Raw genomic sequence first — 24,232 nt, forward strand, 5'->3', positions numbered from 1 at the left:
CGCCCGGCACCGGGACCCACTAACCGACCGAGCTGTAGGCCACGACCCCCCGCAGGAGCGCGTCCACGGCCTTGCGGGCGTTCTTCGCGACCGTACTTCCGCTGTCGCCATGGGCGGAGGGGGCGGCCGCCGCGATCTGCCCGAGCACGTCGATGACCTGCTTGCACCAGCGCACGAAGTCACCGGCGGGCATCTCGGCCTCGCGGAGCACCTCGTCCAGGCTCTTGTCGGAGGCCCACTGGTATGCCGCCCACGCGAAGCCGAGGTCCGGCTCGCGTTGGCCCACGCCCTCCGCCTGGTTGATGCGGTGTTCCTCCTCCAGCGCGTCCAGCCGGCCCCAGATGCGGACCATCTCACCGAGCGCCACCTTCGCCGCGCCACCGGGAACCTTCGGCGCGACCGCGTCGTCGGACTGCCGGGCCTCGAAGACCAACGCCGAGACACAGGCGGCCAGTTCCGCCGGGCTCAGACCCTCCCAGATCCTGGCGCGCAGGCATTCGGAGGCCAGCAGGTCGAGCTCCCCGTACAGCCGGGCGAGCCGCTTGCCGTGCACGGTGACCTCGTCCTCACGCAGGTAGTCCAGCTCGGTCAGCAGCGCGTGGATCCGGTCGAAGGTGCGGGCAATGGTGTTGGTCCGGCCCTCGATCCGCCGCTCCAGCTGGTGGGTGTCCCGCTGGAGCCGGTGGTAGCGCTCCGCCCAGCGGGCGTGGTCCTCGCGCTCGTCGCAGCCGTGGCAGGGGTGCGCCCGCAGCTCGCTGCGCAGCCGGGCGATCTCGCGGTCGTCGGCGGCCGCCGCCCTGCCGCGGGAGCGTCGCTCCGGGGTGATGTGCCCGGCCTTGCTCCGCAGCTGGGAGGCGAGGTCCCGACGGGACTGCGGCGAGCGCGCGTTGAAGGTCTTGGGGATCCGCATCCGGTCCAGCGCCTCGACCGGGACCGGGAAGTCGATCGCGGCGAGCCGCTTGACCTGGCGCTCCGCGGTGAGCACCAGCGGGCGCGGGCCCTCGGCGTACTCGTGACCGCGGTGCCCGTGGACCCGTCCGGCCGGCACGCCCGGGTCCAGGACCAGGGCGAGGCCGGCGAACTTGCCCGTCGGAACGTGGATGATGTCGCCCGGCTTGAGCTTCTCCAGCGAACTGGCCGCCTGCACCCGTCGCTGGGCCGCGCCCTGCTTGGCCAGCTCCGTCTCACGGTCCTTGAGGTCGCGGCGCAGCTGCGCGTACTCCTCGAAGTTCCCCAGGTGGCAGGTCATGCCCTCGCGGTAGCCGGCCAGGCCCTCCTCGTTGCGCTGCACCTGCCGGGAGATCCCGACGACGGAGCGGTCCGCCTGGAACTGCGCGAAGGAGGTCTCCAGCAGCTCCCGCGAGCGGTGCCGCCCGAACTGGCTCACCAGGTTGACGGCCATGTTGTACGAGGGCTTGAAGCTGGAGCGCAGCGGATACGTGCGGGTGCCCGCGAGTCCGGCGAGCCCGGCCGGGTCCATGCCCCGCTGCCAGAGCACGACCGCGTGCCCCTCGACGTCGATGCCGCGCCGACCGGCCCGGCCGGTCAGCTGGGTGTACTCGCCGGGGGTGATGTCGGCGTGCTGCTCGCCGTTCCACTTGACCAGCTTCTCCAGGATCACCGTGCGCGCGGGCATGTTGATGCCCAGCGCCAGGGTCTCCGTGGCGAAGACGGCCTTCACCAGGCCGCGGACGAAGAGCTCCTCGACGACCTCCTTGAAGGTGGGCAGCATGCCCGCGTGGTGCGCGGCGATGCCCCGCTCCAGGCCTTCGAGCCACTCGTAGTAGCCCAGGACGTGGAGGTCCTCGGTGGGGATGGCGGCGGTGCGTGCCTCGACCAGCTCGCGGACCTTCAGCCGCGCGGACTCGTCGTTGAGGCGCAGGCCCGCGTACAGGCACTGCTGGACGGCCGCCTCGCAGCCGGCCCGGCTGAAGATGAAGTTGATGGCGGGCAGCAGCCCGTCGTTGTCCAGGCGGGCGATGACCTCGGGACGGGAGGGGGTCCAGATCCGGCCGCGGGAGCGCCGCTCGCGCTCGCGGTCCGCCTCGCGGACCATCTTGCCGCGCCGCCGGTCCTTGGGGTTGTAGGTGCGGCTGTTCTCCTCGCGCGCCATGCGCAGCAGGTCGGGGTTGACCTCGCGGCGCGCGGAGCCGCGGCCGCCGTGGTCGGACTCCTCCTCGAAGAGGTCGTAGATCCGGCGGCCGGCCATGACGTGCTGCCACAGCGGGACGGGCCGCTCCTCCGAGACGATCACCTCGGTGTCCCCGCGCACGGTGTCCAGCCAGTCGCCGAACTCCTCGGCGTTGGACACGGTCGCCGACAGGGAGACCAGGGTGACCGATGCGGGGAGGTGGATGATCACTTCCTCCCAGACGGCTCCGCGGAACCGGTCGGAGAGGTAGTGGACCTCGTCCATCACGACGTGGCCGAGGCCGAGCAGCGACTGCGAGCCCGCGTAGAGCATGTTGCGGAGCACCTCGGTGGTCATCACGACCACCGGCGCTTCGGAGTTGACGCTGTTGTCGCCCGTCAGCAGGCCCACCTTGTCGGCGCCGTAGCGCTTGACGAGATCGGCGTACTTCTGGTTCGAGAGCGCCTTGATCGGCGTCGTGTAGAAGCACTTGCGGCCCTGCGCGAGGGCCAGGTGCACGGCGAACTCGCCGACAATGGTCTTGCCCGAGCCGGTCGGGGCGGCGACGAGGACGCCCTTGCCTGCCTCCAGCGCCTTGCATGCCTCCACCTGGTACGCGTCCAGGTCGAAGTCGTACATCTCGCGGAAGGGGGCCAGGGCGGTGGCTTCTTCGGCGGCGCGGATCCGGGCAGCGGCGTACCGCTCGGCGGGTGAGAGTTCTTCGGTCATCTTGTTGTCGAGCCTACCCGCCGGGTCCGACAACAGTCGCGATCATTTGTGGGAGGAGCCGGACCCCCGCGCACGCCCCCGGCGGTCACCGGGAAGGCGCCGGAGCCCGTTCCCGGGCCGGGGCGCGCGCGGGGCCTTCGCGTCAGGTGGCGTCGTCGTAGCCGTTGATCCGCCGGCGTCCGCCGTCCGCCTGTCCGGGCAGCGCCGCGGGGGCCGGCACCGGATCCATCTCACCGATGGGCGCCGGGGTCAGGTCCAGCTGGGAGGCCTCGTCGTCGCTCAGTCCGGCGTCGGGGTCGTTGCGGCGGCGCCTTCGGTCGTTGAGGAGGCAGAGGCCCACGGCCGCGAAGTAGAGGGCCACGATGGGCAGGGCCAGTGCGAGCATGGTCGGCGGGTCGCCGGTGGGCGTCGCGAAGGCGGCGAAGATCGTGATGCCCAGGACCATGCCCCGCCACCAGCCGGCCAGCCGCTTGCCGGTGAGCACACCGGTGAAGTTCAGCAGGATCAGCAGCAGCGGCAGCTCGAAGGCCAGGCCGAAGACGATCACCATGCGGGTGACCAGGTCGAGGTAGTCGTCGACCGGGAGCAGGTTGCGCGCGTGGTCGGGCGTGAACTCGAGCATGATCGTCGCGGTCTGCGGGAGGATCTTGTACGCGAGGACGGCGCCGGTGAGGAACAGGGGTGCGCCGACCGCCACGAAGCTGCGCGCGTACTTCTTCTCGTGGCTGTGCAGACCGGGCGCGGCGAACGCCCACAGCTGGTACAGCCACACCGGGGCGGAGAGCACCACACCGGCCATCAGCGAGACCTTCAGGGCGATCGAGAACGCCGAGATCAGGCCGTTGACGGTCATGTCGGCGCAGGGGCGTCCGTTGCGCTGGGTCACCACACCGTTGGTGCAGCCGACGGAGTCCAGCATCGGCTTCAACAGGAAGTTGATGATCTCCCGGTAGAAGAAGGCAGCGACGATCGTGATCACGAGGATCGCCAGGACCGACTTCAGCAGGCGGTTACGCAGTTCGCGCAGGTGCTCGACGAGAGGCATGCGCCCTTCGGCGTCCTTTGCCTTTCGTTCTTGTTTCCCCTGCTTGCGGGCAGACTTGAGCAACCCACGTCCCTTGTCTCGTTGCAGATGACTGGCGTGAAGGGCGTCCCTCAGCCCTGGGCGGTGCGGTTCGGCTCGCTGACCGGCCGGGAGCTGGTGACGTCACCGGGCGCGGCCTGGATGGTGCGCGGGGCGACCGGCTGCTGGGCGGACTGGTCCGCGGCGGGAGCGGCGGCCGCGTCGTCGGCCTCGCCGTCCTTCTTCATGGCCTTGGCCTCGCTCTTGAGGATGCGGGCCGACTTGCCGAGGGAGCGAGCCATGTCGGGGAGCTTCTTGGCGCCGAACAGCAGGATGACGACTCCGAGAATGATGAAGATTTCCCAACCCCTGAGGTTGCCGAACATAGGTATCTTCCTTTTCTCCGAGGTTCACAGCACACCGGCACGGGCGCCATGGGACTGTCTCTACCGAGGATCGTAACCCCAGGGGGTTAACGCCCGGCAATCCCCCGGCATACCGGGTCTTGCGTCCTGGCCGGTTGTCAATCCCCCGGTCACACGGCTGTCGCGTGCGTCACGGCCGCGCGTCGGCGCCCGCCCGCGCCAGCCCCAGCGCCTCCCGCTCCAGGTCTGCGGACGCGGCGGTGATCCGGCGGCTGGCCAGCGCGACCTGCGCGGAGAGCCTGCGCACCTCCACGTATACGCGGACGGCCAGCACGGCGAGCACGGCGACTCCGAGGAAGCCCAGGGCAATTGCGAACATCGGCCACAGCATGGGGCCGAGCCTAGGCCACCGGCCCCTCACATGCTGCGCAGGGTGCTCACGCCGCCCCCGGTCAGCAGTTCCACGATGCGGTCGCCGGCCGGCTTGCGGACGGCGGCACCGCATTCAGGACACGTGAAGGAGTAGAAGGTGGCCCTGCGGCTGCCGCCGATGGCCAGCCGCAGGGCGCCCGCGTCGAGCTCGAAGCGGGCGCGGCACTCGGGACAGGAGGCCTTGAAGGCGACCGGCCCGGACGTTGGCGACATCGTCCGCGCTCCCCTCAGACCTGTTCCCCGTACCCCGCGAGGGCCTCCCGGGCGGCGCTGCGCGCGCTGTCCGCCAGCTCGGCGGGAGCCACGATCCGGCCGTCGCGGCCCAGTCGCAGCGCGAGCCGGCGCAGCGAGGCCGGGTCCGGGCTGCGCAACGTGATGCGCAGGCCACCGTCCGCAAGCTCCTCCGCGGTGTCGTGCGGGTAGTACTCGGCGACCCAGCGCCCGCCCGGCCCGACCTCGACCACGACTTCCGGGTCCTCGGCGGCCGGCTGGACGAGGCCCTCGGACAGGTCGCGTGGCTCGATGGCGGGCGGCTCGGCCCGCTCGTCCAGCAGTCGGATTTCGGCCACCCGGTCGAGCCGGAAGGTACGCCGGGCCTCGGAGAGGTGGCACCAGCCCTCCATGTACGTGTGCCCCACCGCGAAGAGCCGGATCGGGTCGACCTCGCGCTCGGTGAGTTCGTCGCGCGCCGGGGAGTAGTAGCGCAGCCACAGCCGCCGGCGTTCCGCGATGGCGCGGTCGACGTCAGCGAAGACCCCGCCCTCGGACTCGAAGGTCACCGACAGCCGGGAGCTCGCCCCGGCCGCCTCGCCTGCGGCCGCCTCCAGCTTGGCGGTGGCCCGCAGCAGGGCGTCCCGGTCGCTCTCGCGCAGCCCGGGCAGGGTGGCCACCGCGCGTGCGGCCACCAGCAGCGCGGTCGCCTCGTCGGCGGCGAGCCGCAGCGGCTCGGCGGTGGACTCCCCCGAGGCATCAGGATTGCGCCACCAGATGCGCTCCCCGTCGGTGTCGATGTCGAGCAGGTCCCCGCCCCGGAAGCTGGTGCCGCACATGGGCAGCACATCGAGGTCCGAGATCAGCTCGTCCTCGGTGATGCCGAAGGCGCGCGCGACGTCGGCGACGTGCGCACCCGGGCGCTCGCGCAGGTACGTCACCAGGGACAGCATCCGGCGGGTCTGGTCGATGGCGTTGGCAGCCATGCTGGTACGTCTCCCCCTCAGGGCACGTCTGTGGATGTCGCGGTCTTGAGTGGTACGGCGGCCGGCCCCGCACCGCGGGCGGTACCCGGCCAGCGTGTCAGGCTCCGGCCACGGCCCGCAGCCGGTCCAGCACGTCCGCCCGCAGATCGGCGGGGCCGACCACGACGACATCGGGACCGAACTCCACCAGCCAGGCGTCGAGCCCGTGCCCGTAGGGGATCTCCAGCTCGTCCCAGCCGTCCGTGCCCTCGCGCACCGCCGTGGCCTTGGCCCGCAGCGGGTAGCCCGCCCCGGCCCGCAGCCGGATCAGCGCGGAGCGCTCCGCGCTCTCCCCGGCCCAGCTCGCCACGGTCTCCCGTACCGTCACCACGTCCGGCACCTCCGCGGTGTACTTCGCCGCGCGCGAGCGGACCTTCCCGGTGATCCGCGAGAGCCGGAACACCCGCTCCGCCCCCCGGTCCCGGTCGTAGCCGGCCAGGTACCAGTGGCCGCGCCAGCACTCCAGCGCCCAGGGCTCCACCTGGCGGGTCTCGGGCCGGGCCGCGGTCGACTTGCGGTAGTCGAAGACCACCGGCCGACGGTCCCGGCAGGCCAGCATCAGCGGTTCGAAGGCGGCCTCGTGGACCGGGATGCGCGGCTCGATGGCGCTGTGCTGGCCCTCGTACGGGTTGTCCGCCTCCGGCATCCCGCCGGCCCGCAGCTTCTGCAGGGCGCCGCTGGCGGCTCCCGCGAGGCGGGCCTGCTGCCAGACCTTGGCGGCCAGCCCCAGGGCGGCGGCCTCCTCGGCGTCGAGGGAGACCGGGGGCAGCCGGTTGCTGTCCCGGCGGGCCAGATAGCCCGTCTCGCCCTCCAGGTTCTCCACCGTCTCGATCACCAGGCCGAGCTCGCGCAGGTCGTCCTTGTCCCGCTCGAACATCCGGTTGAAGGACTCGTCGTTGCCGGCTTCCATGTAGGCCTCGATGGAACCGCGCAGCTCGCGCTTGCTCAGCGGCCGGCGGGTCCCCAACAGACACAGCGCCAGATTCATCAGGCGCTCGGCCTTGGCAATCGCCATCGACGCCCATCCCCCGTTCTCGACACACACTCGTGACCGTTGACCGTACCGCCCCGGCGGTCCCGGACAAAAGCGAGGGCCCCCGCCTCACGGCGGGGGCCCATGCGCGCGACGCGGCCCGGTATCAGGCGGCCATCAGGTCGCAGACGAAGATCAGCGTCTCGCCCGGGGCGATCGCGCCGCCTGCGCCGCGGTCGCCGTAGGCGAGGTGCGCGGGGATCGTCAGCTTGCGGCGGCCGCCGACCTTCATGCCCTGGACGCCCTTGTCCCAGCCCGCGATGACCTGGCCGACACCGAGCTGGAACTGCAGCGCGGAGCCGCGGTTCCAGGAGGCGTCGAACTCCTCGCCGGTGGAGAACGCGACGCCCACGTAGTGGACGGAGACGCGCGAGCCGGCCGTGGCCTCGGCGCCGTCGCCCTCCCAGATGTCCTCGATGACGAGGTCGGTGGGGACCGGGCCCTCCGGGAAGTCGATCTCGGGCTTCTCGAGCTTCTCAGGCTTGCTGCTCACGGAACTGCTCCTCAAACTATGGGACAACCGGGACAGTCTTACATCACTGCGAGGATGTCGAGGCTGAAGACCAGCGTCGAGTTCGCCGGAATGGTCCCCTGCTCCTTGTCGCCGAAGCCCATGTCCGGGGGAATGACCAGCAGGATGCGGCTGCCGACCTTCTTGCCGACGATGCCGTCCTTGAGGCCCTTCACCTGGAGCTGCTCCAGCGGCCAGGTCACCGACTGGCCCGAGGTGTAGGTGCTCTCGAACGTCTTGTCGTCCTTCCACGTCTTGCCGTGGAACTTGACGGTGACGTTGTCCTTGTCCGTCACGGCCGGGCCGTCGCCCTCCAGAACGTACTCGGAGACCAGCTTCGACGGCGGGGTGGCGTCCTTCGGGACGGCCACGGAGACTTCCTTGCCGTCCGTGTTGGTACCGACCTTCGGCAGGTCCTTGTTGTCCTGGGGGACTTCCTTGCCGGTCGCCGAGGGCGGGACCGTGGCGCCCTTGAGGATGTCCACGACGAAGACGAGGGTGGCGTTCCCCTTGATCTTCGGGGGCGATCCCTGGGCCCCGTAACCGAGGTCCGGCGGGATCACCAGCTCGACGCGGCTGCCGACCTTCTGGCCCTCCAGGCCCTGGTCCCAGCCCTTGATGACGGCGCCCGCGCCGATCGTCACGTCGAACGGCTGCCCCTTGCCGAAGCTCTGGTCGAACGGCTCGGTGCCGTCCCAGACCTGGCCGTAGTAGTTGACCTGGGCGATGTCGCCCTTCTTCAGCACCTGGCCGGTGCCCTCCTTGACGGTCACCACCTTCAGCTCCTTGGGCGGCTCGCCCTTCCCCTTGGACAGGGTGGGGGTCTCCCCGAACTCGGCGCCCTTGGTGATCGCGGGCGCCCCGTTCTTCATCTGGGCGGAGTCGGAGCCGCTGTCGTCGCCACAGGCCGCTGTCGACAGCAGCAGAAGGGGTACGACAAGCAGGCCGGCAAGTCGGCGCACGGGTTCCTCAGATCTCTGACGGCTGGACGGTCGACCGCCACTCTAAGCCGTGCACTGGGCCCCGTACGAGAAACGTACGGGGCCCAGGTGGGATGCGGGGCGTCCGCCGGCCGCCTACATGCCGGCGATCAACTTCTCCACGCGGTCGTCGACGGACCGGAACGGGTCCTTGCACAGCACCGTCCGCTGCGCCTGGTCATTGAGCTTCAGGTGCACCCAGTCGACCGTGAAGTCCCGCCGCTGCTCCTGCGCCCGGCGAATGAAGTCGCCGCGCAGCCGGGCCCTGGTCGTCTGCGGAGGCACCGACTTGCCCTCGAAGATCTTGAGGTCGTTGCAGATCCGCGCCGCCTGCCCCTTGCGCTCCAGCAGGTAGTACAGCCCGCGCCGGCGGTGGATGTCGTGGTAGGCGAGGTCTATCTGAGCCACCCGCGGATTCGACATGGTCATGTTGTGCTTCTCCCGGTACCGCTCGATGAGCTGGTACTTCATGACCCAGTCGATCTCGGTGCCGATCCGGTCCAGGTCCTCCGCCTCGATCGCGTCCAGCGTGCGGCCCCACAGCTCCAGCACCTGGTCCACCACACCGGTGCGGATGCCCCGGCGCTCGGCGAAGTCCACGGCCTTGTCGTAGTACTCCCGCTGGATCTCCAGCGCGGAGGCCTCCCGGCCGCTGGCCAGCCGCACCTTGCGCTGGCCCGTGATGTCGTGGCTGACCTCGCGGATCGCCCGGATCGGATTCTCCAGGGTCAGGTCCCGCATCACCGTGCCCGCCTCGATCATGCGCAGCACCAGGTCGGTCGCCCCGACCTTCAGCAGCATGGTCGTCTCGGACATGTTCGAGTCGCCCACGATCACGTGCAGACGGCGGTAGCGCTCCGCGTCCGCGTGCGGCTCGTCGCGGGTGTTGATGATCGGCCGCGAACGCGTCGTCGCGGAGCTGACGCCCTCCCAGATGTGCTCAGCCCGCTGGCTCACGCAGTAGACCGCGCCCCGAGGGGTCTGCAGCACCTTGCCGGCCCCGCAGATCAGCTGCCGGGTGACGAGGAACGGAATGAGAATGTCCGCCAGGCGGGAGAATTCCCCGTGCCGGGCCACCAGGTAGTTCTCGTGGCAGCCGTACGAGTTGCCCGCCGAGTCGGTGTTGTTCTTGAAGAGATAGACGTCGCCCGCGATTCCCTCCTCGTGCAGGCGGCGCTCGGCGTCGACGAGCAGTCCTTCGAGAATGCGCTCGCCTGCTTTGTCGTGCGTGACCAGCTCGGTCACGTTGTCACATTCGGGAGTTGCATATTCCGGATGCGAACCCACGTCGAGGTACAGGCGGGCGCCGTTCCGCAGGAAGACATTGCTGCTGCGGCCCCATGACACGACACGGCGGAAGAGGTAGCGCGCCACTTCGTCAGGAGACAGTCGGCGCTGTCCCCTGAACGTGCACGTGACGCCGTACTCGTTCTCCAGCCCGAAAATGCGGCGGTCCATGACTGAACATTACGCCTTCTGCCCTCTTCTGAAACCGGGTTCGGAGCCGCCGTTTCGATCAGTTCCCCCGTGCGAGCCGCCAAGCACCCGGCGGGCGGGGGGTGAAAGCCGCCGGCGCGCCGCACCGGCGCGCCCGCCCGTCACTGCGCCGACCGGGCCTGCGGGGCCACCTCACCGGCCCCGTCCGGAACTCCCTGCGCCGAACCCGCCACCGCCCGACTGGGAACCGCAGTTGACATCACCCTCTGAGTCACCATCAGGACCAGCAGCGCCGCGCCGCCCGCGGCGCACGCCACGGCGAAGCCCCACGCGGTACCGCCCAGCTCCACCGCCGGCCCCGCGGCCGCCGTGCCGATCGCCGCGCCCACGCCGAAGAAGGTCACCAGCCACGAGAAGGCTTCTGTCACCGTGCCCACCGGCGCGTGCCGGTCCACCACGATGAACGCGCACGCCAGCGACGGCGCCAGGAACACGCCCGACAGCGCCGCCAGCGCCGTCATCGCCACCGGCCCCGGGGTCAGCAGCAGCGGCAGGTAGCAGACCGCCAGCAGCGCCACCAGCAGCCGCAGCCGCCGCTCGGGGGCGCCCGCCCACGGGCGCGCGCCGTAGAGCATGCCGCCGATCAGCGCGCCCAGCCCGAGCGCGGCCATCAGCCAGCCGTACACCGCCTCGCCGCCGTTGCCGTCCGCGTACGCCACGCCGGCCACGGTGATCGAGCCCAGCGCCATGCCCACGAAGAAGAAGGAGCCCAGCAGCGCCAGCAGCCCCTTCGACCGCAGTGCGCCCAGCCAGTGGGCCTCCCGGGGCTCCGAGCGCCACGTCCGCGACGGCTCGCTGGCCACGACCGACAGCGCGCCGAGCACCCCGATCGCGTGCAGCGCCAGCAGCGCGCCGGCCGGCGACCACACCGACACGAACAGCGTCACCAGCAGCGGACCGACGGTGTACATGACCTCCTGGGCCACCGCATCCATCGCGTACGCCGCGTGCACCTTCTCCTCGCGACCCCCCAGCACACCGGGCCACAGGGCCCGCAGCCCGCCCTCCAGCGGCGGCGTGAAGAGGCCGCCGACCGCCACCGCGGCGTACGCCACGACCACCGACCCGGTGCCGGCGAGGGCCAGCCACGCCATGCCGAGCGCGGACAGCAGAGCCGCCGGCAGCTGTACTCGCGGCTGCCCGAGGAGGTCCACGGCACGTCCGAGCAGCGGCTGGCCCAGCGCGTTCGCCAGCCCGTACACCGCGGCCAGCGCCCCCGCGAGGCTGTAGCTGCCACCCTCCGCGCGCGTGAACAGCACGATCGCGATCGGCGCGGTGGCGTTCGGCAGCCTGCCGACGAGCGTGCCCGCCAAGAGCCTCGCGGCGTGCCGCGTCCCCAGCAGCTCCGCGTATCCCGCGGCCATGACTGCCCCCTTCTGCCCGGATCCCACCGGGGTAATACGTATAACGTGAGGAGTCATACGTACCATGGCCACTGTCCACGGGTCCACCCCGCGGACTCCGCAACCACCCCTGACCTCGCCCAGCAGGAGCCCCGTGTGACGAGACCCACCAGCCGGGACGTGGCCACCGCCGCCGGGGTCTCCCAGGCCACCGTCTCCCTCGTCCTGGGCGACAAGTGGCCCGGCCGCGTCTCCGAGCGCACCGCCGCCCTCGTCCGGGAGACCGCCACCCGGCTCGGCTACCGCCCCAATCTCGCCGCCCGCAACCTGCGCCTCGGCTCCACCCGCACCGCCCTCCTCGTCGTCCCGGCCCTCACCAACGAGTTCTTCGCCCGCGTCTACACCGGTGCCGCCCGTGTGGCCGCCGAACACGGCTTCGGCGTGGTCCTCTACCCGTCCCCCGACGGCACCGGCCCCGCCCGGGACCCTTTCGCCTCCGCCCGCGCCGCCCTCGACGGAGTCATCGCCTCGTCCATGGCCGCCCACGCGCTCCAGGCCATCGGCGGCGACGCCCTCCCCCTCGTCATGCTCGACAGCGACCCCCGCGCCGGCGGCGCCGCCGCCCACGTCAACCTCGCCATGGCCGACGGCATGCGCCAGGTCACCGAGCACCTCCTCGCCCTCGGCCACCGGCGCTTCCTGCACCTCGCCTCCGCCGTCGGCTCCTGGACCTTCGACACCCGCGCCGAAGCCCTCAGCGCCCTTCTGGGCCCCGGGACCGAGCTGCGTACCGTACGGTCCCCCCTCACCGCCGACGGCGCCCGTACGGCCATGGAAGTCGCCCTGGCGGCCCCCGAGGGCCGCCCCACGGCCGTCGTCTGCGACGACGACATCCTCGCCGCCGGCGCCTGCAAGGCCGCCCGCCGCCTCGGCCTGAGCGTCCCCGGGGACCTCTCCGTCACCGGCTTCGACGACCTCGCCCTCGCCACCGCCGTCGAACCCGAACTCACCACGGTCCACCTGCCCGCCGACCAAGTCGGCGAGCAGGGCATGACCGCACTCCTCGCCGTCCTCGACGGCGATCGCTGGACCGCCCCCGACATCCCCGTCACCCTCGTCGTCCGTGACTCCACGGGACCGGCACCCACCCCCTGAACCGGCCGGACACGCCGAAGCCCCGGCCACCCCCCAGCGGGGGGCAACCGGGGCCGCGTACCCGGATCCTGGCCCGGCTCCCTACTCCGCTTCGTCCTCGGGAGCCTCGTCGTTCGACACGGCGTCCGCCTGCGCGGCCGCCGGCACGTCCGCCTCCAGCAGCCGCGCCAGCTGCCGTCCCCGGATCCGCTTGAACTTGCGCTGCTGGGACCGGGTCCGGTCCAGCACCGCCACCTCCAGCCGCTCCGCCGGAATCGCCTTGTCGGTGCCGTTGGCCTGGCTGGACAGCGCCGCGACCGCCAGCTTCAGCGCCTCCGAAAGGGTCATGCCGTCCTGGTGCCGCTGGTCGAGGTAGGTGCTGATCTGCTCGGCGTTGCCGCCGACCGCGACGGAGCCGTGCTCGTCCACGATCGAACCGTCGTGCGGCAGGCGGTAGATCTGGTCGCCGGCGGCCGTCGCACCGACCTCGGCCACCACCAGCTCCACCTCGTACGGCTTTTCACCGGCCGAGGAGAAGATCGTGCCGAGGGTCTGCGCGTACACGTTGGCCAGCCCACGGGCCGTCACGTCGTCACGGTCGTAGGTGTATCCGCGCAGATCCGCGTAGCGCACACCGCCGATCCGCAGGTTCTCGTACTCGTTGTACTTGCCGGCGGCCGCGAAACCGATCCGGTCGTAGATCTCGCTGAACTTGTGCAGCGCACGGGACGGGTTCTCGCCGACGAACACGATGCCGTCGGCGTACTGCAGCACGACAAGGCTGCGACCGCGGGCGATGCCCTTCCGGGCGTATTCCGCCCGGTCGGCCATGGCCTGCTGGGGTGACACATAGAACGGAGTCGACACCGGCTTTCCGTCCCTTTCTTCTGGGCGACGAGGTGACGGGCGGTCAGAGCAGGGCGGCGCGCGGGCCGTCGGGCTGCTCCAGGCGACGATCGGTGACAGACCGGGCGAGCGCCTGCGACTCGTCCTCGCCCAGCCTGCGGAAGCCCTCGTCGGTGATGACGGTGACGATCGGATAGATGTGGCGGTACAGGTCCGGCCCACCGGTCGCCGAGTCGTCGTCGGCGGCGTCGTAGAGCGCCTGCACCACCAGCGTGGTGGCCTGCTCCTCGGTCAGGTCAGGGCGGTAGAGCTTCTTCATCGAGCCCCGCGCGAAGATCGAACCGGACCCGGTCGCCGCGTAGCCGTGCTCCTCGGAACGGCCGCCGGTGACGTCGTAGGAGAAGATCCGGCCCTTCTCCTTGGCCTCGTCGTAGCCGGCGAAGAGGGGCACCACGGCCAGGCCCTGCATGGCCATGCCGAGGTTGCTCCGGATCATGGTGGAGAGCCGGTTGGCCTTGCCCTCCAGGGAGAGGGTCGTCCCCTCCACCTTCTCGAAGTGCTCCAGCTCCAACTGGAACAGCTTGACCATCTCCACGGCCAGGCCGGCCGTACCGGCGATGCCGACAGCGGAGTACTCGTCGGCCGGGAACACCTTCTCGATGTCCCGCTGCGCGATCATGTTCCCCATGGTCGCCCGCCGGTCGCCGGCGAGCACGACCCCGCCGGGGAAGGTGGCGGCCACGATGGTCGTCCCGTGCGGCGCCTCGACGACACCCTCCGGCAGCTTGCGGTTGCCGGGCAGCATCTCGGGCGAGTGCGCGCCCAGGAAGTCCATGAAGGACGACGACCCCGGCGTCAGGAAGGCTGCCGGTAGACGCCCTGTGCCACGATTGTTGGCTTCCACGCGTGTCCCTCCAAGTATGAGACGACCCGACGGGCTGCGTCGGGGTCGTCACCCAACTTGCCGATGGCCGTGTTGCAGTTGAAGCACAGTACGCCTCGGACCCTACCCGTCTTGTGGCAATGATCCACATGTACGGCCGGAGCCTTGAGACAGATGCAGCAGAGCCCGCCCTGAGCGGCGACCATCTCGTCCCGATCGGCCTCGGTCATGCCATATGAGCGCTTGAGATGGTCCGCCCGCCCCAGGGCGGTCCGGCACGCCTTGCATCGAGTGGATAACCCGTCAGAAGCACTTGCGTTCTTGTGCCATTCGCTGTGCGGCTTGATCTCACCGCACAGTCGGCACAGCTTGTGCCCCGCCGGCACCTCCACGTGCTCCCTGACGGATTTACCCTTGGCTGCCTGGCGGCGCCTGTAGTGCTCCGCACTGTACGCCGCCACGCATTCACGACATCTGGGCTGGAGCCCATCGCTTCGATTCCGATCCGAAGCGAATCCGCTCAGTGGCAGGTCGCGGGCGCAGCCACGACACCACTTCGTTCCATGAGGCATGGAGCACACACTGGCGGACCCACCTTAGATTCGAAGGTCACTCGCCGCCTTTTTGTACGAAGCTCCGAACGAAGTCCTCCGCGTTTTCCTCGAGTACATCGTCAATCTCGTCAAGTACGGAGTCGACGTCGTCGGAGAGCTTTTCCTGGCGCTCCTTGAGGTCGGTCGATTCTTCGACCGCGGCCTCCTCGACCTCCTCGGTCGAGCGCGTCGCCTTCTGCTGTCCGCCGCCGGTGTCCTTGGTCGCCATGTCTACCTCACCCCGCTCGGTTCGCACGCTCATGTCGAGAGACCCCGGGATTCGGGATCTCTCAAGATCAGACCCTATGTCGGACCCTATAGGGAGGGCCCGGCATTCGTCCTCGTACTTTCACAACGTCCGGTTCTCCTCATGATTCCCGGACCGGCGGCCTTTCAGCCGCGCTCACTGCCCCGAAAGCACCCGGACCAGGTCCTCCGCCGTGCGGCAGCGGTCCAGGAGCTCCTTGACGTGCTTGCGGGTCCCCCGCAGGGGTTCCAGCGTCGGGACCCGCTGGAGCGAGTCCCGGCCCGGGAGATCGAAGATCACCGAGTCCCACGAGGCCGCGGCCACGTCGTCCGCGTACTGCTCCAGGCAGCGGCCGCGGAAGTAGGCCCGGGTGTCCTCCGGAGGCTTGCTCTGAGCCCGCTCCACCGCGGACTCGTCCACCAGCCGCTTCATCTTGCCGCGGGCCACCAGGCGGTTGTAGAGGCCCTTCTCGGGCCGTACGTCCGAGTACTGGAGGTCCACCAGGTGCAGCCGCGCCGCGTCCCAGTCGAGACCGTCCCGGCGCCGGTAGCCCTCCAGGATCTCCCGCTTGGCGATCCAGTCCAGCTCCCCCGACAGGCTCATGGGGTCGCTCTCCAGCCGGCCCAGCACGTCCTCCCAGCGGGCGAGGACATCCTTGGTCTGCTCGTCCGCGTCCGAGCCGAAACGCTCGTCCACGTACTTCCTGGCCAGCTCGAAGTACTCCATCTGGAGCTGCACGGCGGTCAGTGTCCGGCCGCTGCGCAGCGTGATCAGGTACTTCAGTCCGGGGTCGTGGGAGACGTGGTGGAGGGTGCGTACGGGCTGGTCGACGGCCAGGTCGACGCCGATGAACCCGTCCTCGATCATGGACAGGACGAGCGCCGTGGTGCCCAGCTTGAGGTAGGTGGAGATCTCCGAGAGGTTCGCGTCGCCGATGATCACGTGGAGCCGGCGGTACTTCTCGGCGTCGGAGTGCGGCTCGTCCCGGGTGTTGATGATGGGCCGCTTCAGGGTGGTCTCCAGGCCGACCTCGACCTCGAAGTAGTCCGCACGCTGGCTGATCTGGAAGCCGTGCTCGCGGCCGTCCTGGCCGATGCCCACGCGTCCCGCCCCGGTCACGACCTGGCGCGAGACGAAGAAGGGGGTCAGGTGGCGCACGATCTCCGAGAAGGGGGTCTCCCGCTTCATCAGGTAGTTCTCGTGCGTGCCGTAGGAGGCGCCCTTGTTGTCGGTGTTGTTCTTGTAGAGGTGGATCGGCTGGGCCCCGGGCAGCTGGGCGGCCCGTACGGCGGCCTCGGCCATGATCCGCTCGCCGGCCTTGTCCCAGAGCACGGCGTCCAGCGGGTTGGTGATCTCCGGGGAGCTGTACTCGGGGTGCGCGTGGTCGACGTAAAGACGTGCGCCGTTCGTCAGGATGACGTTGGCGAGGCCGATGTCCTCGTCGGTCAGCTGGCTGCTGTCGGCGGCCTCGCGGGCGAGGTCGAAGCCGCGGGCGTCCCGCAGCGGGTTCTCCTCCTCGAAGTCCCAGCGGGCGCGCCGCGCCCGGTGCATCGCCGCCGCGTAGGCGTTGACGATCTGGGACGAGGTGAGCATGGCATTGGCGTTCGGGTGACCGGGGACGGAGATCCCGTACTCCGTCTCGATCCCCATTACTCGCCGTACGGTCATGCGGCCCTCCTTGCCCGGCGGCGCCCCTGACGGGGGCGGCGCTCAAGTACCGCTGGTGCTCCGGTGCGTGTGACTGTGCGGTGCCCGTCCCCGCACTGCGCGACCGGCGGTATGGAAGAGCCTAGAACCACTGCGCGCTCGTGGGGAGATCATTTCCGTCATTGAATCTGCCCTGTCACCGGCTGGAATACGGCCGGTAAAGCGGTCGGTAAAGCAGTCGGCTGCGGACGCCCCGGGAGGGCATCCGCAGCCGCTCCGGGTCAGAGGTACTGACCGGTGTTCGCCACCGTGTCGATGGAGCGTCCGGTGTCCGCGCCCTGCTTTCCGGTGACGAGGGTACGGATGAATACGATCCGCTCACCCTTCTTGCCGGAGATCCGGGCCCAGTCGTCCGGGTTGGTGGTGTTGGGAAGGTCCTCGTTCTCCTTGAACTCGTCCACGCAGGCCTGGAGGAGGTGGGAGACCCGCAGGCCCTTCTGGTTGTGTTCGAGGAAGGCCTTGATGGCCATCTTCTTGGCTCGGTCGACGATGTTCTGGATCATCGCGCCCGAGTTGAAGTCCTTGAAGTAGAGGACTTCCTTGTCGCCGTTGGCGTACGTGACCTCGAGGAAGCGGTTCTCCTCGGTTTCGGCGTACATCTGCTCGACGACGGTCTGAATCATGCTGTGGACGGTGCCGGCCGTGGAACCCTGGTGTTCGGACAGGTCGTCCGTGTGCAGGGGCAGCGAGGCCTTGAGGTACTTCGCGAAGATGTCCTTCGCCGCCTCGGCGTCCGGACGCTCGATCTTGATCTTCACGTCCAGCCGGCCGGGGCGCAGGATCGCCGGGTCGATCATGTCCTCGCGGTTGGAGGCGCCGATGACGATGACGTTCTCCAGGCCCTCCACGCCGTCGATCTCGGCGAGGAGCTGCGGGACGATGGTGTTCTCGACGTCCGAGCTGACACCGGATCCGCGGGTGCGGAAGAGGGATTCCATCTCGTCGAAGAAGACGATGACGGGGGTTCCCTCGCTGGCCTTCTCACGGGCCCGCTGGAAGACCAGGCGGATGTGCCGCTCGGTCTCGCCGACGTACTTGTTGAGGAGCTCGGGGCCCTTGATGTTCAGGAAGTACGACTTCCCCTGGGCCTGTCCGGTCACCTCGGCGACCTTCTTGGCAAGGGAGTTGGCGACGGCCTTGGCGATGAGCGTCTTGCCGCAGCCGGGCGGGCCGTAGAGCAGGATGCCCTTCGGGGGCCGCAGTTCGTGTTCCTTGAACAGGTCGGGGTAGAGGTACGGGAGCTCGACCGCGTCGCGGATCAGCTCGATCTGGTCGCCCAGGCCGCCGATCTTGTCGTAGTCGATGTCGGGCACCTCTTCGAGGACCAGGTCCTCGACCTCGCTCTTGGGGACCACCTCGTAGACGTAGCCGGAGCGGGGTTCGAGCAGGAGGGCGTCGCCGGGGCGGATGGTGATGTCCAGGAGCGGCTCGGCGAGCCTCACCACCCGTTCCTCGTCGGTGTGCCCCACCACCAGGGCGCGCTCGCCGTCCTCGAGGATCTCCTTGAGGGTGACGATGTCCCCGGCCCGCTCGAATTCCATGGCCTCGACCACGTTGAGGGCCTCGTTGAGCATGACCTCCTGGCCGCGCCGGAGGTCTTCCGGGTCGACGCTGGGGCTCACGTTCACACGGAGCTTCCGGCCTCCGGTGAAGATGTCGACGGTGCCGTCCTCGTTCGCCTGGAGGAACACACCGAAGCCTGCCGGCGGCTGTGCGAGCCGGTCGACCTCCTCCTTGAGGGCCACGATCTGGTCCCGGGCCTCACGGAGGGTATTCGCCAGCCGTTCGTTCTGTGCGGAGACGCCGGCCAGATTTGTCTGGAGCTCGACGATCCGCTCTTCGAGAATCCTCGTGTGTCGCGGAGAGTCGGCGAGCTTACGTCGCAGGACGGCGATTTCCTGCTCGAGATAGGCAACCTGGCCGGCGGGGTCCTCGGACCCTCGCGCGGGCCGGATGCCGCGGTTGATGTCGTCGTCGTGGGCTGCCACGGTCCTCACCTCCTCCAAGGGGAGCTGGACGCTTCCTGACCCTACCTGGGCTGGTGGTGATTGAAACCCCTAGATCACAAAGACGATAGAGGTGTGTCCGATCTTCACCCTTGCGTACTCCCTCACGCCAAGGAAATACCCACCCATCAAACTCGGGAAGCCGCCGGTTGTAAGGTCGAAGTGTTCAACACCCGTCAGGGCCCGCGCGACTTGTTGCGGGTCGTGACCGGGATGGATCACTCACCGCAGGAAACGGCAGGAGATATGACCGTGCAGCAGGACGCTCCGACGGGCGGCGCCAGCGGGACCGGCGAGCCGCTCGAGGTCTGGATCGACCAGGACCTCTGCACCGGGGACGGCATCTGCGCGCAGTACGCGCCCGAGGTGTTCGAGCTGGACATCGACGGTCTGGCGTACGTGAAGAGCGCGGACGACGAGCTGCTGCAGGAGGCGGGGGCGACCACGCCGGTGCCGCTGCCGCTCCTCCAGGACGTGGTCGACTCGGCGAAGGAATGCCCGGGTGACTGCATCCACGTAAGGCGCGTTTCGGACGGGGTGGAGGTCTTCGGCCCGGACGCGGAGTGATGTTTCAAACACTCCTGGCGGCCGAGTCCGTCAGCTCCTGGCGGAATTTTCCGTCGCTCCAGCGCCACTTGGCGAGCTGCTTCTTGTCGGGGCAGCAGCGCGGGACCTCGGGGCCCGAGTAGCCGAGGAGGCGCGCGGTGACGGTCCGGTCGCGCACGGTCAGTTCCGTGGCGGTCCGGCGCTGGGGGGTGTCCAGGAGGGTGGCCACGACCCGGGGGCGGGAGCCCTCGGCCGGCCCCTGGGTGAGTACGTAGATCGCGTGCGGCGGGGTGCCGGAGCCCGCGTCGCAGCGGACGGCCGCCACGGTCTCGGGGCGGCCGTCGCCGTCGAGGTCGCCCTGGGCGGTGGCGGTGACGGTCTGCGACGTGCCCTTACAGTCGAGGGGGTAGGTGACGGCCGCGGCGTCGGGGGCGACGGCCTGCGGGCCCTCCCCAGCGGGCTCCCGCCCGGCCGCCGGGCTGCCCGTGGCCGGCTGTACGAGTCCCGCTGCGGCTATGACGGCGGCCATGGCGGTGGCCGTGGTGAGCCAGTGGAGGAGCCTGGTCCGGGTGTGGGCCAGGGGGTCCGGGGTTGCCAGCGTGGCGGGGGTGTGCAGCACGCGGGGTGTCTCCTGTGCGAAGGGTGACGGGGAGCCAGCATCGTGCCACACCTCACACGGGGGTGGAACGGCAGGGTCCGGGTCGGTACGAAGGCGACGCGGAGACAACGAAAAGGCGCTGCGGCGCAGTTCCCCCTGTGCCGGGGGAACTGCGCCGCAGCGCCGTCGTGTTGGGGCTGCCGCGGGGGTGGAGGGACCCTACGCGGAGCGGTCGCTGCCGGGACCTTCGTAGTCCTCGCCGTAGGCGCCCTTGGCGGGGCGGCGGCGGCGCATGGGGGGCTCGACGCCGTCCGCGAGGCGGCGGGCGGTGACGAGGAAGCCGGTGTGGCCGATCATGCGGTGGTCCGGGCGGACCGCGAGGCCTTCGACGTGCCAGTTGCGGATCATCGACTCCCACGGCTGCGGCTCGGCGAAGCAGCCGATCTCGCGGATGGACTCGACGGTCTTGGACAGCTGGGTGGTGGTGGCCACGTAACAGCAGAGGATGCCGCCGGGGACGAGGGCCTTGGAGACGGCCTCCAGGCACTCCCAGGGGGCCAGCATGTCCAGGATGACGCGGTCGACGTCGGTGTCGGACAGGTTGTCCTGGAGGTCGCCGACGGTGAGCTGCCAGGCCGGGTGGGGTCCGCCGAAGTAGCGTTCCACGTTGGCGGTGGCGATCTCGGCGAAGTCCGCACGGCGCTCGTAGCTGTGGAGCATGCCCTGGTCGCCGATGGCGCGCAGCAGGAAGCTGCTCAGGGAGCCGGATCCCACGCCCGCCTCCACGACGCGTGCGCCGGGGAAGATGTCGGCGAAGGCCAGGATCTGGCCTGCGTCCTTGGGGTAGACCACGGCGGCGCCGCGGGGCATGGACAGGACGTAGTCGGGGAGCAGGGGGCGCAGCGCGAGGTACGCGACGTTCCCCGTGGTACGGACAACACTGCCTTCGGGAGCACCGATCAGCTCGTCGTGGGGGAAGGAACCCTTGTGGGTGTGGAAGTTCTTCCCGGCTTCGAGCGTGAACGTGTAGTGGCGGCCCTTGGGGTCGGTGAGCTGAACCTGGTCCCCGACCTTGAAGGGCCCGCGTCGGCGGGCGGCACCGGTCGGTTCGGACATGTGACCAGTGTATTGGCTTCAGGACCGGGGCCGTGCCATGGCCTTCACGAAGGCCTTCTCGACGTCGAGGGTGGACAGGACGCCGTAGATGGCGCCGTCGGGTTCGAGGACGAGGTATTCGGTGGCGGGGGCGGCGCGGAGGTGGTCGAGGAGTTCTTCGCCGGTGAGTTCCGCGGAAACCTTCATGCCGTCGGTGAGGTCCTGGGCGAGGGTGCTGACGGCGACCCAGGGGCGGCGGTGTTCGGGTACGGAGGCGATGGCGCTCTCGCGGACGATGGCGGTGGCGTCTCCATGACCGTCGACGACGACGAGGGCGCGGGCTCCGGCCTCGTTCGCGCGGCGGAGGGCTTCGGAGAGGGGCGTGGCGCTCTCGACGGGGATGGCGCGCCGGGTGAGGCTGCGGGCGCGCAGCTCGGGGAGGTGTTCGCGCAGCCGGGCCATGCGCAGGCTGTTGCCGGCTCCGGTCCAGATGATGGCGGCCAGGATGGCGGCGAGGAGGGCGTCCATGACGGTGTCCATGCCGCCGATCTCCTCGGTGCGGTTGCCGAGGAGTCCGGTGTGGGTGAGCAGGGGCAGGCCGAGCAGGACGGCGACGGCGAGGGCGCGGCCGACCCAGGCGGCGGCGATGGTGCCGGCCATGGGTTTGCCGGTGATGCCCCAGATGACGGCGCGGAGCATGCGGCCGCCGTCGAGGGGCAGGCCGGGGAGCAGGTTGAAGGCCGCGACGAGCAGGTTGGAGATCATCAGGCCGGCGAGGAGTACGCCGGGGACGGTCGCGGGGTCGACGGCCTTCATGCCGAGGTAGAAGCCGCCGGCGAGGAGGAGGGAGAGCAGCGGGCCGACGGAAGCGAGGACGAACTCGCGGCCGGGGGTCTCGGACTCCTTCTCGATCTCCGAGACGCCTCCGAAGAACTGGAGCTGGATGCGGCGTACGGGGAGTTTGAAGCGGAGGGCGGCGACGGTGTGCGCGAGTTCGTGGACGAGGACCGAGGCGTAGAAGGCGACCGCGAAGAAGAGGGAGACCAGGTAGCGGACGGGTCCGAGGTCGGGCAGGACGCGGTCGAGCTGGTCCCCGAAGACCCAGGTGATGAGGGCGGCGACGAGGAACCAGCTGGGAGAGACGTAGACGGGCACGCCGAAGGGGCGGCCCATGAGGAGTCCGCCGCCCGGTCCCGGGCGCCGGTCATCGCGCCCGCCGGTCTGGTCGGTGTCTGCCACGTCTGTCCTTCGTTCGGTGCTGGGGGTTCATGTGTGGTTCTGGTCGCGTTCGGCACGGTGTGCGCGGTGCCCGGTGATGCTCCGATCATGCAGTGCGAGGGGGCCCGGCGTCGATGGTATGCGCGTGCTGTCCGTGGCGGGTCGTAGGGTTTTGTGCATGACGACGAGCCCCGGTGCCGTGCCTGGCGCGGCCGAAGCCGCGAGCCCCAGTGCTGCGGCACCCTCTTCGCTCTCTCCTTCCCGGGCGAGCGATTTCATGCAGTGCCCGCTGCTGTACCGGTTCCGGGTGATCGACAAGCTGCCGGAGAAGCCGAGCGCGGCGGCCACCCGGGGCACGCTGGTGCACGCGGTGCTGGAGCGGCTCTTCGATCATCCCGCGCAGGAGCGGACGGCGCCACGGGCGAAGGAGCTGGTCCCGGGGCAGTGGGACCGGCTGCTCCGCTCGCGGCCGGAGCTGGCCGAGCTGTTCCCGGAGGGCGATGAGGGGGCGGCACTGACGCGGTGGCTGACGGAGGCGGAGGCGCTGGTCGAGCGCTGGTTCACGCTGGAGGACCCGACGCGGCTGGAGCCGGTGGAGCGGGAGTTCTTCGTGGAGACGGAGCTGGAGTCGGGGCTGCGGCTGCGCGGGATCATCGACCGGGTGGACGTGGCGCCGACGGGTGAGGTGCGGATCGTCGACTACAAGACGGGGAAGGCGCCGCGGCCGGAGTACGCCGAGGGTGCGCTGTTCCAGATGAAGTTCTACGCGCTGGTGGTGTGGCGGCTGAAGCGGGTCGTGCCGCGGCGGCTGCAGCTGGTGTACCTGGGCAGCGGGGACGTGCTGACGTACGACCCGGTGGTGGCGGACCTGGAGCGGGTGGAGCGCAAGCTGCTGGCGCTGTGGGAAGCCATCCGGGAGGCGACGCTGACGGGTGAGTGGCGGCCGCGGCCGACCAAGCTGTGCGGCTGGTGCGACCACCAGGCGTCGTGTCCGGAGTTCGGCGGCACTCCCCCGGTGTACCCGCTGCCGGTCGTGCCGCGGCCGGCCGGGGCTCCGGAGAGTTAGGCCGGGCACCGCAGGGCCGGGCACCGCGGTGCCGTGTACCGCAGGGCCGGCGCGCCCGGTCCGGCCGCCGGGCTCCGGGGCCGGGGCGGCCCGGCCGGGGGCGGGATTCCTTGATCGTCGGGTCAGGGCAGAATGGGCGTGCCCGCCGAAGCCGTCCGACGAATACGAGGTATCGCCCGTGGCCATCCGCGTTCTGCTGGTCGACGACCAGCCACTGTTGCGCACCGGTTTCCGGATGATCCTGGAGGCGGAGCAGGACCTGGCGGTGGTCGGCGAGGCCGGGGACGGCCTGCAGGCGCTGGACCAGGTGCGGGCGCTGCAGCCGGACGTGGTGCTGATGGACATCCGGATGCCGCGGATGGACGGGGTCGAGGCGACGCGCCGGATCACTGGTCCGGGCCGGGACGGTCCGGCGAAGGTGCTGGTGCTGACCACGTTCGATCTGGACGAGTACGTGGTGGAGGCGCTGCGGGCGGGGGCGAGCGGGTTCCTGCTGAAGGACGCGCCGGCGGGCGAGCTGGTGCAGGCGATCCGGGTGGTGGCGGCGGGCGAGGCGATGCTCGCGCCGAGCATCACGCGGCGGCTGCTGGACAAGTACGCGGGGCACCTGCCGTCGGGCGAGGACCGCGTCCCGGACACTCTGGGGACGCTGACCGAGCGCGAGCTGGAGGTGCTGAAGCTGGTGGCGCGGGGCCTGTCGAACGCGGAGATCGCCGCGGACCTGTTCGTGAGCGAGACGACGGTCAAGACGCACGTGGGGCACGTCCTGACGAAGCTGGGGCTGCGCGACCGGGTGCAGGCGGCGGTGTACGCGTACGAGAGCGGTCTGGTGCGCCCCGGGGCTCAGTAGCGCGGTGCCCGTTCCCGGCGGTCGCGGCGGCGGCCGCCGGAACCGCCGGGAACGGGCACGGGGCCGCACCCGCGGGGAACCCGGCGCGTTCGGCCCCGTGCTGTGTGCCGGGGCGGCCCGGATA

General features: G+C 70.3%; 24 protein-coding genes. 4 read left to right on the plus strand and 20 right to left on the minus strand.

Going from position 1 to position 24,232, the window contains the following annotated elements; all coding sequences use genetic code 11:
- Positions 1–19: 19 nt before the first annotated feature.
- The 11 genes from ACFW2G_RS19770 to ACFW2G_RS19820 form a co-directional block, all read right to left on the minus strand.
- Entirely contained in the window at positions 20–2,860 is a 2,841-nt protein-coding gene (locus ACFW2G_RS19770) for an RNA helicase (protein ID WP_037926458.1), read from the minus strand.
- Positions 2,861–3,002: 142 nt separating this feature from the next.
- Positions 3,003–3,968 (minus strand): twin-arginine translocase subunit TatC, encoded by a 966-nt coding sequence (tatC, locus tag ACFW2G_RS19775; RefSeq protein ID WP_384453442.1) that lies wholly within the window; start codon positions 3,966–3,968, stop codon positions 3,003–3,005.
- 47 nt (positions 3,969–4,015) lie between these two features.
- On the minus strand, positions 4,016–4,309 hold the full coding sequence (gene tatA, locus ACFW2G_RS19780) for a Sec-independent protein translocase subunit TatA (RefSeq protein WP_037925838.1): 294 nt from the start codon (positions 4,307–4,309) through the stop codon (positions 4,016–4,018).
- A 169-nt stretch (positions 4,310–4,478) separates the two neighbouring features.
- Entirely contained in the window at positions 4,479–4,679 is a 201-nt protein-coding gene (locus ACFW2G_RS19785; RefSeq protein ID WP_037925835.1) for a hypothetical protein, read from the minus strand.
- A 26-nt stretch (positions 4,680–4,705) separates the two neighbouring features.
- Positions 4,706–4,933: a hypothetical protein gene (locus ACFW2G_RS19790; protein WP_384453438.1), complete on the minus strand. Its 228-nt coding sequence runs from the start codon at positions 4,931–4,933 to the stop codon at positions 4,706–4,708.
- A 14-nt stretch (positions 4,934–4,947) separates the two neighbouring features.
- Positions 4,948–5,916, minus strand: coding sequence for a YafY family protein (locus ACFW2G_RS19795; protein ID WP_037925829.1), 969 nt, complete (start codon positions 5,914–5,916; stop codon positions 4,948–4,950).
- 97 nt (positions 5,917–6,013) lie between these two features.
- Positions 6,014–6,970: a helix-turn-helix transcriptional regulator gene (locus ACFW2G_RS19800; RefSeq protein WP_384580496.1), complete on the minus strand. Its 957-nt coding sequence runs from the start codon at positions 6,968–6,970 to the stop codon at positions 6,014–6,016.
- Positions 6,971–7,094: 124 nt separating this feature from the next.
- A complete protein-coding gene (locus ACFW2G_RS19805; protein ID WP_037925824.1) occupies positions 7,095–7,481 on the minus strand; it encodes an FKBP-type peptidyl-prolyl cis-trans isomerase in 387 nt (128 codons plus the stop codon).
- Positions 7,482–7,519: 38 nt separating this feature from the next.
- Positions 7,520–8,461, minus strand: a complete 942-nt coding sequence (locus ACFW2G_RS19810) for an FKBP-type peptidyl-prolyl cis-trans isomerase (protein ID WP_384453432.1) — start codon at positions 8,459–8,461, stop codon at positions 7,520–7,522.
- A 114-nt stretch (positions 8,462–8,575) separates the two neighbouring features.
- Complete coding sequence (pafA, locus tag ACFW2G_RS19815) at positions 8,576–9,937, minus strand: Pup--protein ligase (RefSeq protein ID WP_037925818.1); 1,362 nt, start codon at positions 9,935–9,937, stop codon at positions 8,576–8,578.
- Positions 9,938–10,077: 140 nt separating this feature from the next.
- Positions 10,078–11,340, minus strand: coding sequence for an MFS transporter (locus tag ACFW2G_RS19820; protein ID WP_037925816.1), 1,263 nt, complete (start codon positions 11,338–11,340; stop codon positions 10,078–10,080).
- Between the two features lie 135 nt (positions 11,341–11,475).
- Here ACFW2G_RS19820 and ACFW2G_RS19825 point away from each other — a divergent pair, with 135 nt between their 5' ends.
- Positions 11,476–12,474 carry a LacI family DNA-binding transcriptional regulator gene (locus ACFW2G_RS19825; RefSeq protein WP_384580500.1) on the plus strand — a complete coding sequence of 333 codons (999 nt, stop codon included), beginning with the start codon at positions 11,476–11,478 and terminating at the stop codon, positions 12,472–12,474.
- Positions 12,475–12,555: 81 nt separating this feature from the next.
- Here ACFW2G_RS19825 and prcA read toward each other — a convergent pair whose 3' ends face one another.
- The 6 genes from prcA to arc form a co-directional block, all read right to left on the minus strand.
- Positions 12,556–13,320: a proteasome subunit alpha gene (gene prcA, locus ACFW2G_RS19830; RefSeq protein ID WP_384453425.1), complete on the minus strand. Its 765-nt coding sequence runs from the start codon at positions 13,318–13,320 to the stop codon at positions 12,556–12,558.
- Between the two features lie 43 nt (positions 13,321–13,363).
- A complete protein-coding gene (gene prcB, locus ACFW2G_RS19835; protein WP_037925808.1) occupies positions 13,364–14,203 on the minus strand; it encodes a proteasome subunit beta in 840 nt (279 codons plus the stop codon).
- On the minus strand, positions 14,155–14,754 hold the full coding sequence (locus ACFW2G_RS19840) for an endonuclease VII domain-containing protein (protein ID WP_384580502.1): 600 nt from the start codon (positions 14,752–14,754) through the stop codon (positions 14,155–14,157). Before ACFW2G_RS19840 ends, prcB begins: the two co-directional genes overlap by 49 nt.
- A 37-nt stretch (positions 14,755–14,791) precedes the next feature.
- Positions 14,792–15,004: a ubiquitin-like protein Pup gene (locus tag ACFW2G_RS19845; protein WP_030233608.1), complete on the minus strand. Its 213-nt coding sequence runs from the start codon at positions 15,002–15,004 to the stop codon at positions 14,792–14,794.
- Positions 15,005–15,178: 174 nt separating this feature from the next.
- Positions 15,179–16,690: a depupylase/deamidase Dop gene (dop, locus tag ACFW2G_RS19850; protein WP_384453416.1), complete on the minus strand. Its 1,512-nt coding sequence runs from the start codon at positions 16,688–16,690 to the stop codon at positions 15,179–15,181.
- A 260-nt stretch (positions 16,691–16,950) separates the two neighbouring features.
- Complete coding sequence (gene arc / locus ACFW2G_RS19855; protein WP_030655926.1) at positions 16,951–18,717, minus strand: proteasome ATPase; 1,767 nt, start codon at positions 18,715–18,717, stop codon at positions 16,951–16,953.
- Positions 18,718–18,981: 264 nt separating this feature from the next.
- On the opposite strand from arc, the gene ACFW2G_RS19860 reads away from it, so the two are divergent.
- Positions 18,982–19,302: a ferredoxin gene (locus tag ACFW2G_RS19860; protein WP_384453413.1), complete on the plus strand. Its 321-nt coding sequence runs from the start codon at positions 18,982–18,984 to the stop codon at positions 19,300–19,302.
- 4 nt (positions 19,303–19,306) lie between these two features.
- On the opposite strand, the gene ACFW2G_RS19865 is transcribed toward ACFW2G_RS19860, so the two are convergent.
- From ACFW2G_RS19865 to ACFW2G_RS19875, 3 genes are all read right to left on the minus strand, one after another.
- Positions 19,307–19,900, minus strand: a complete 594-nt coding sequence (locus tag ACFW2G_RS19865) for a hypothetical protein (protein WP_384453410.1) — start codon at positions 19,898–19,900, stop codon at positions 19,307–19,309.
- A gap of 198 nt (positions 19,901–20,098) precedes the next feature.
- The gene (locus ACFW2G_RS19870; RefSeq protein WP_030833375.1) at positions 20,099–20,995 is read right to left on the minus strand and encodes a tRNA (adenine-N1)-methyltransferase; all 897 of its coding nucleotides are present in this window, start codon (positions 20,993–20,995) and stop codon (positions 20,099–20,101) included.
- 18 nt (positions 20,996–21,013) lie between these two features.
- Positions 21,014–22,147 (minus strand): site-2 protease family protein, encoded by a 1,134-nt coding sequence (locus ACFW2G_RS19875; protein ID WP_106967660.1) that lies wholly within the window; start codon positions 22,145–22,147, stop codon positions 21,014–21,016.
- A gap of 223 nt (positions 22,148–22,370) precedes the next feature.
- Here ACFW2G_RS19875 and ACFW2G_RS19880 point away from each other — a divergent pair, with 223 nt between their 5' ends.
- Both ACFW2G_RS19880 and ACFW2G_RS19885 read left to right on the plus strand, forming a co-directional pair.
- Positions 22,371–23,258: a RecB family exonuclease gene (locus tag ACFW2G_RS19880; protein WP_384456617.1), complete on the plus strand. Its 888-nt coding sequence runs from the start codon at positions 22,371–22,373 to the stop codon at positions 23,256–23,258.
- A 178-nt stretch (positions 23,259–23,436) separates the two neighbouring features.
- On the plus strand, positions 23,437–24,108 hold the full coding sequence (locus ACFW2G_RS19885) for a response regulator transcription factor (RefSeq protein WP_037925788.1): 672 nt from the start codon (positions 23,437–23,439) through the stop codon (positions 24,106–24,108).
- Positions 24,109–24,232 lie beyond the last annotated feature (124 nt).

Origin of the sequence: Streptomyces sp. NPDC058880, assembly GCF_042742535.1 — a bacterium.
Taxonomy (GTDB): Bacteria; Actinomycetota; Actinomycetes; order Streptomycetales; family Streptomycetaceae; genus Streptomyces.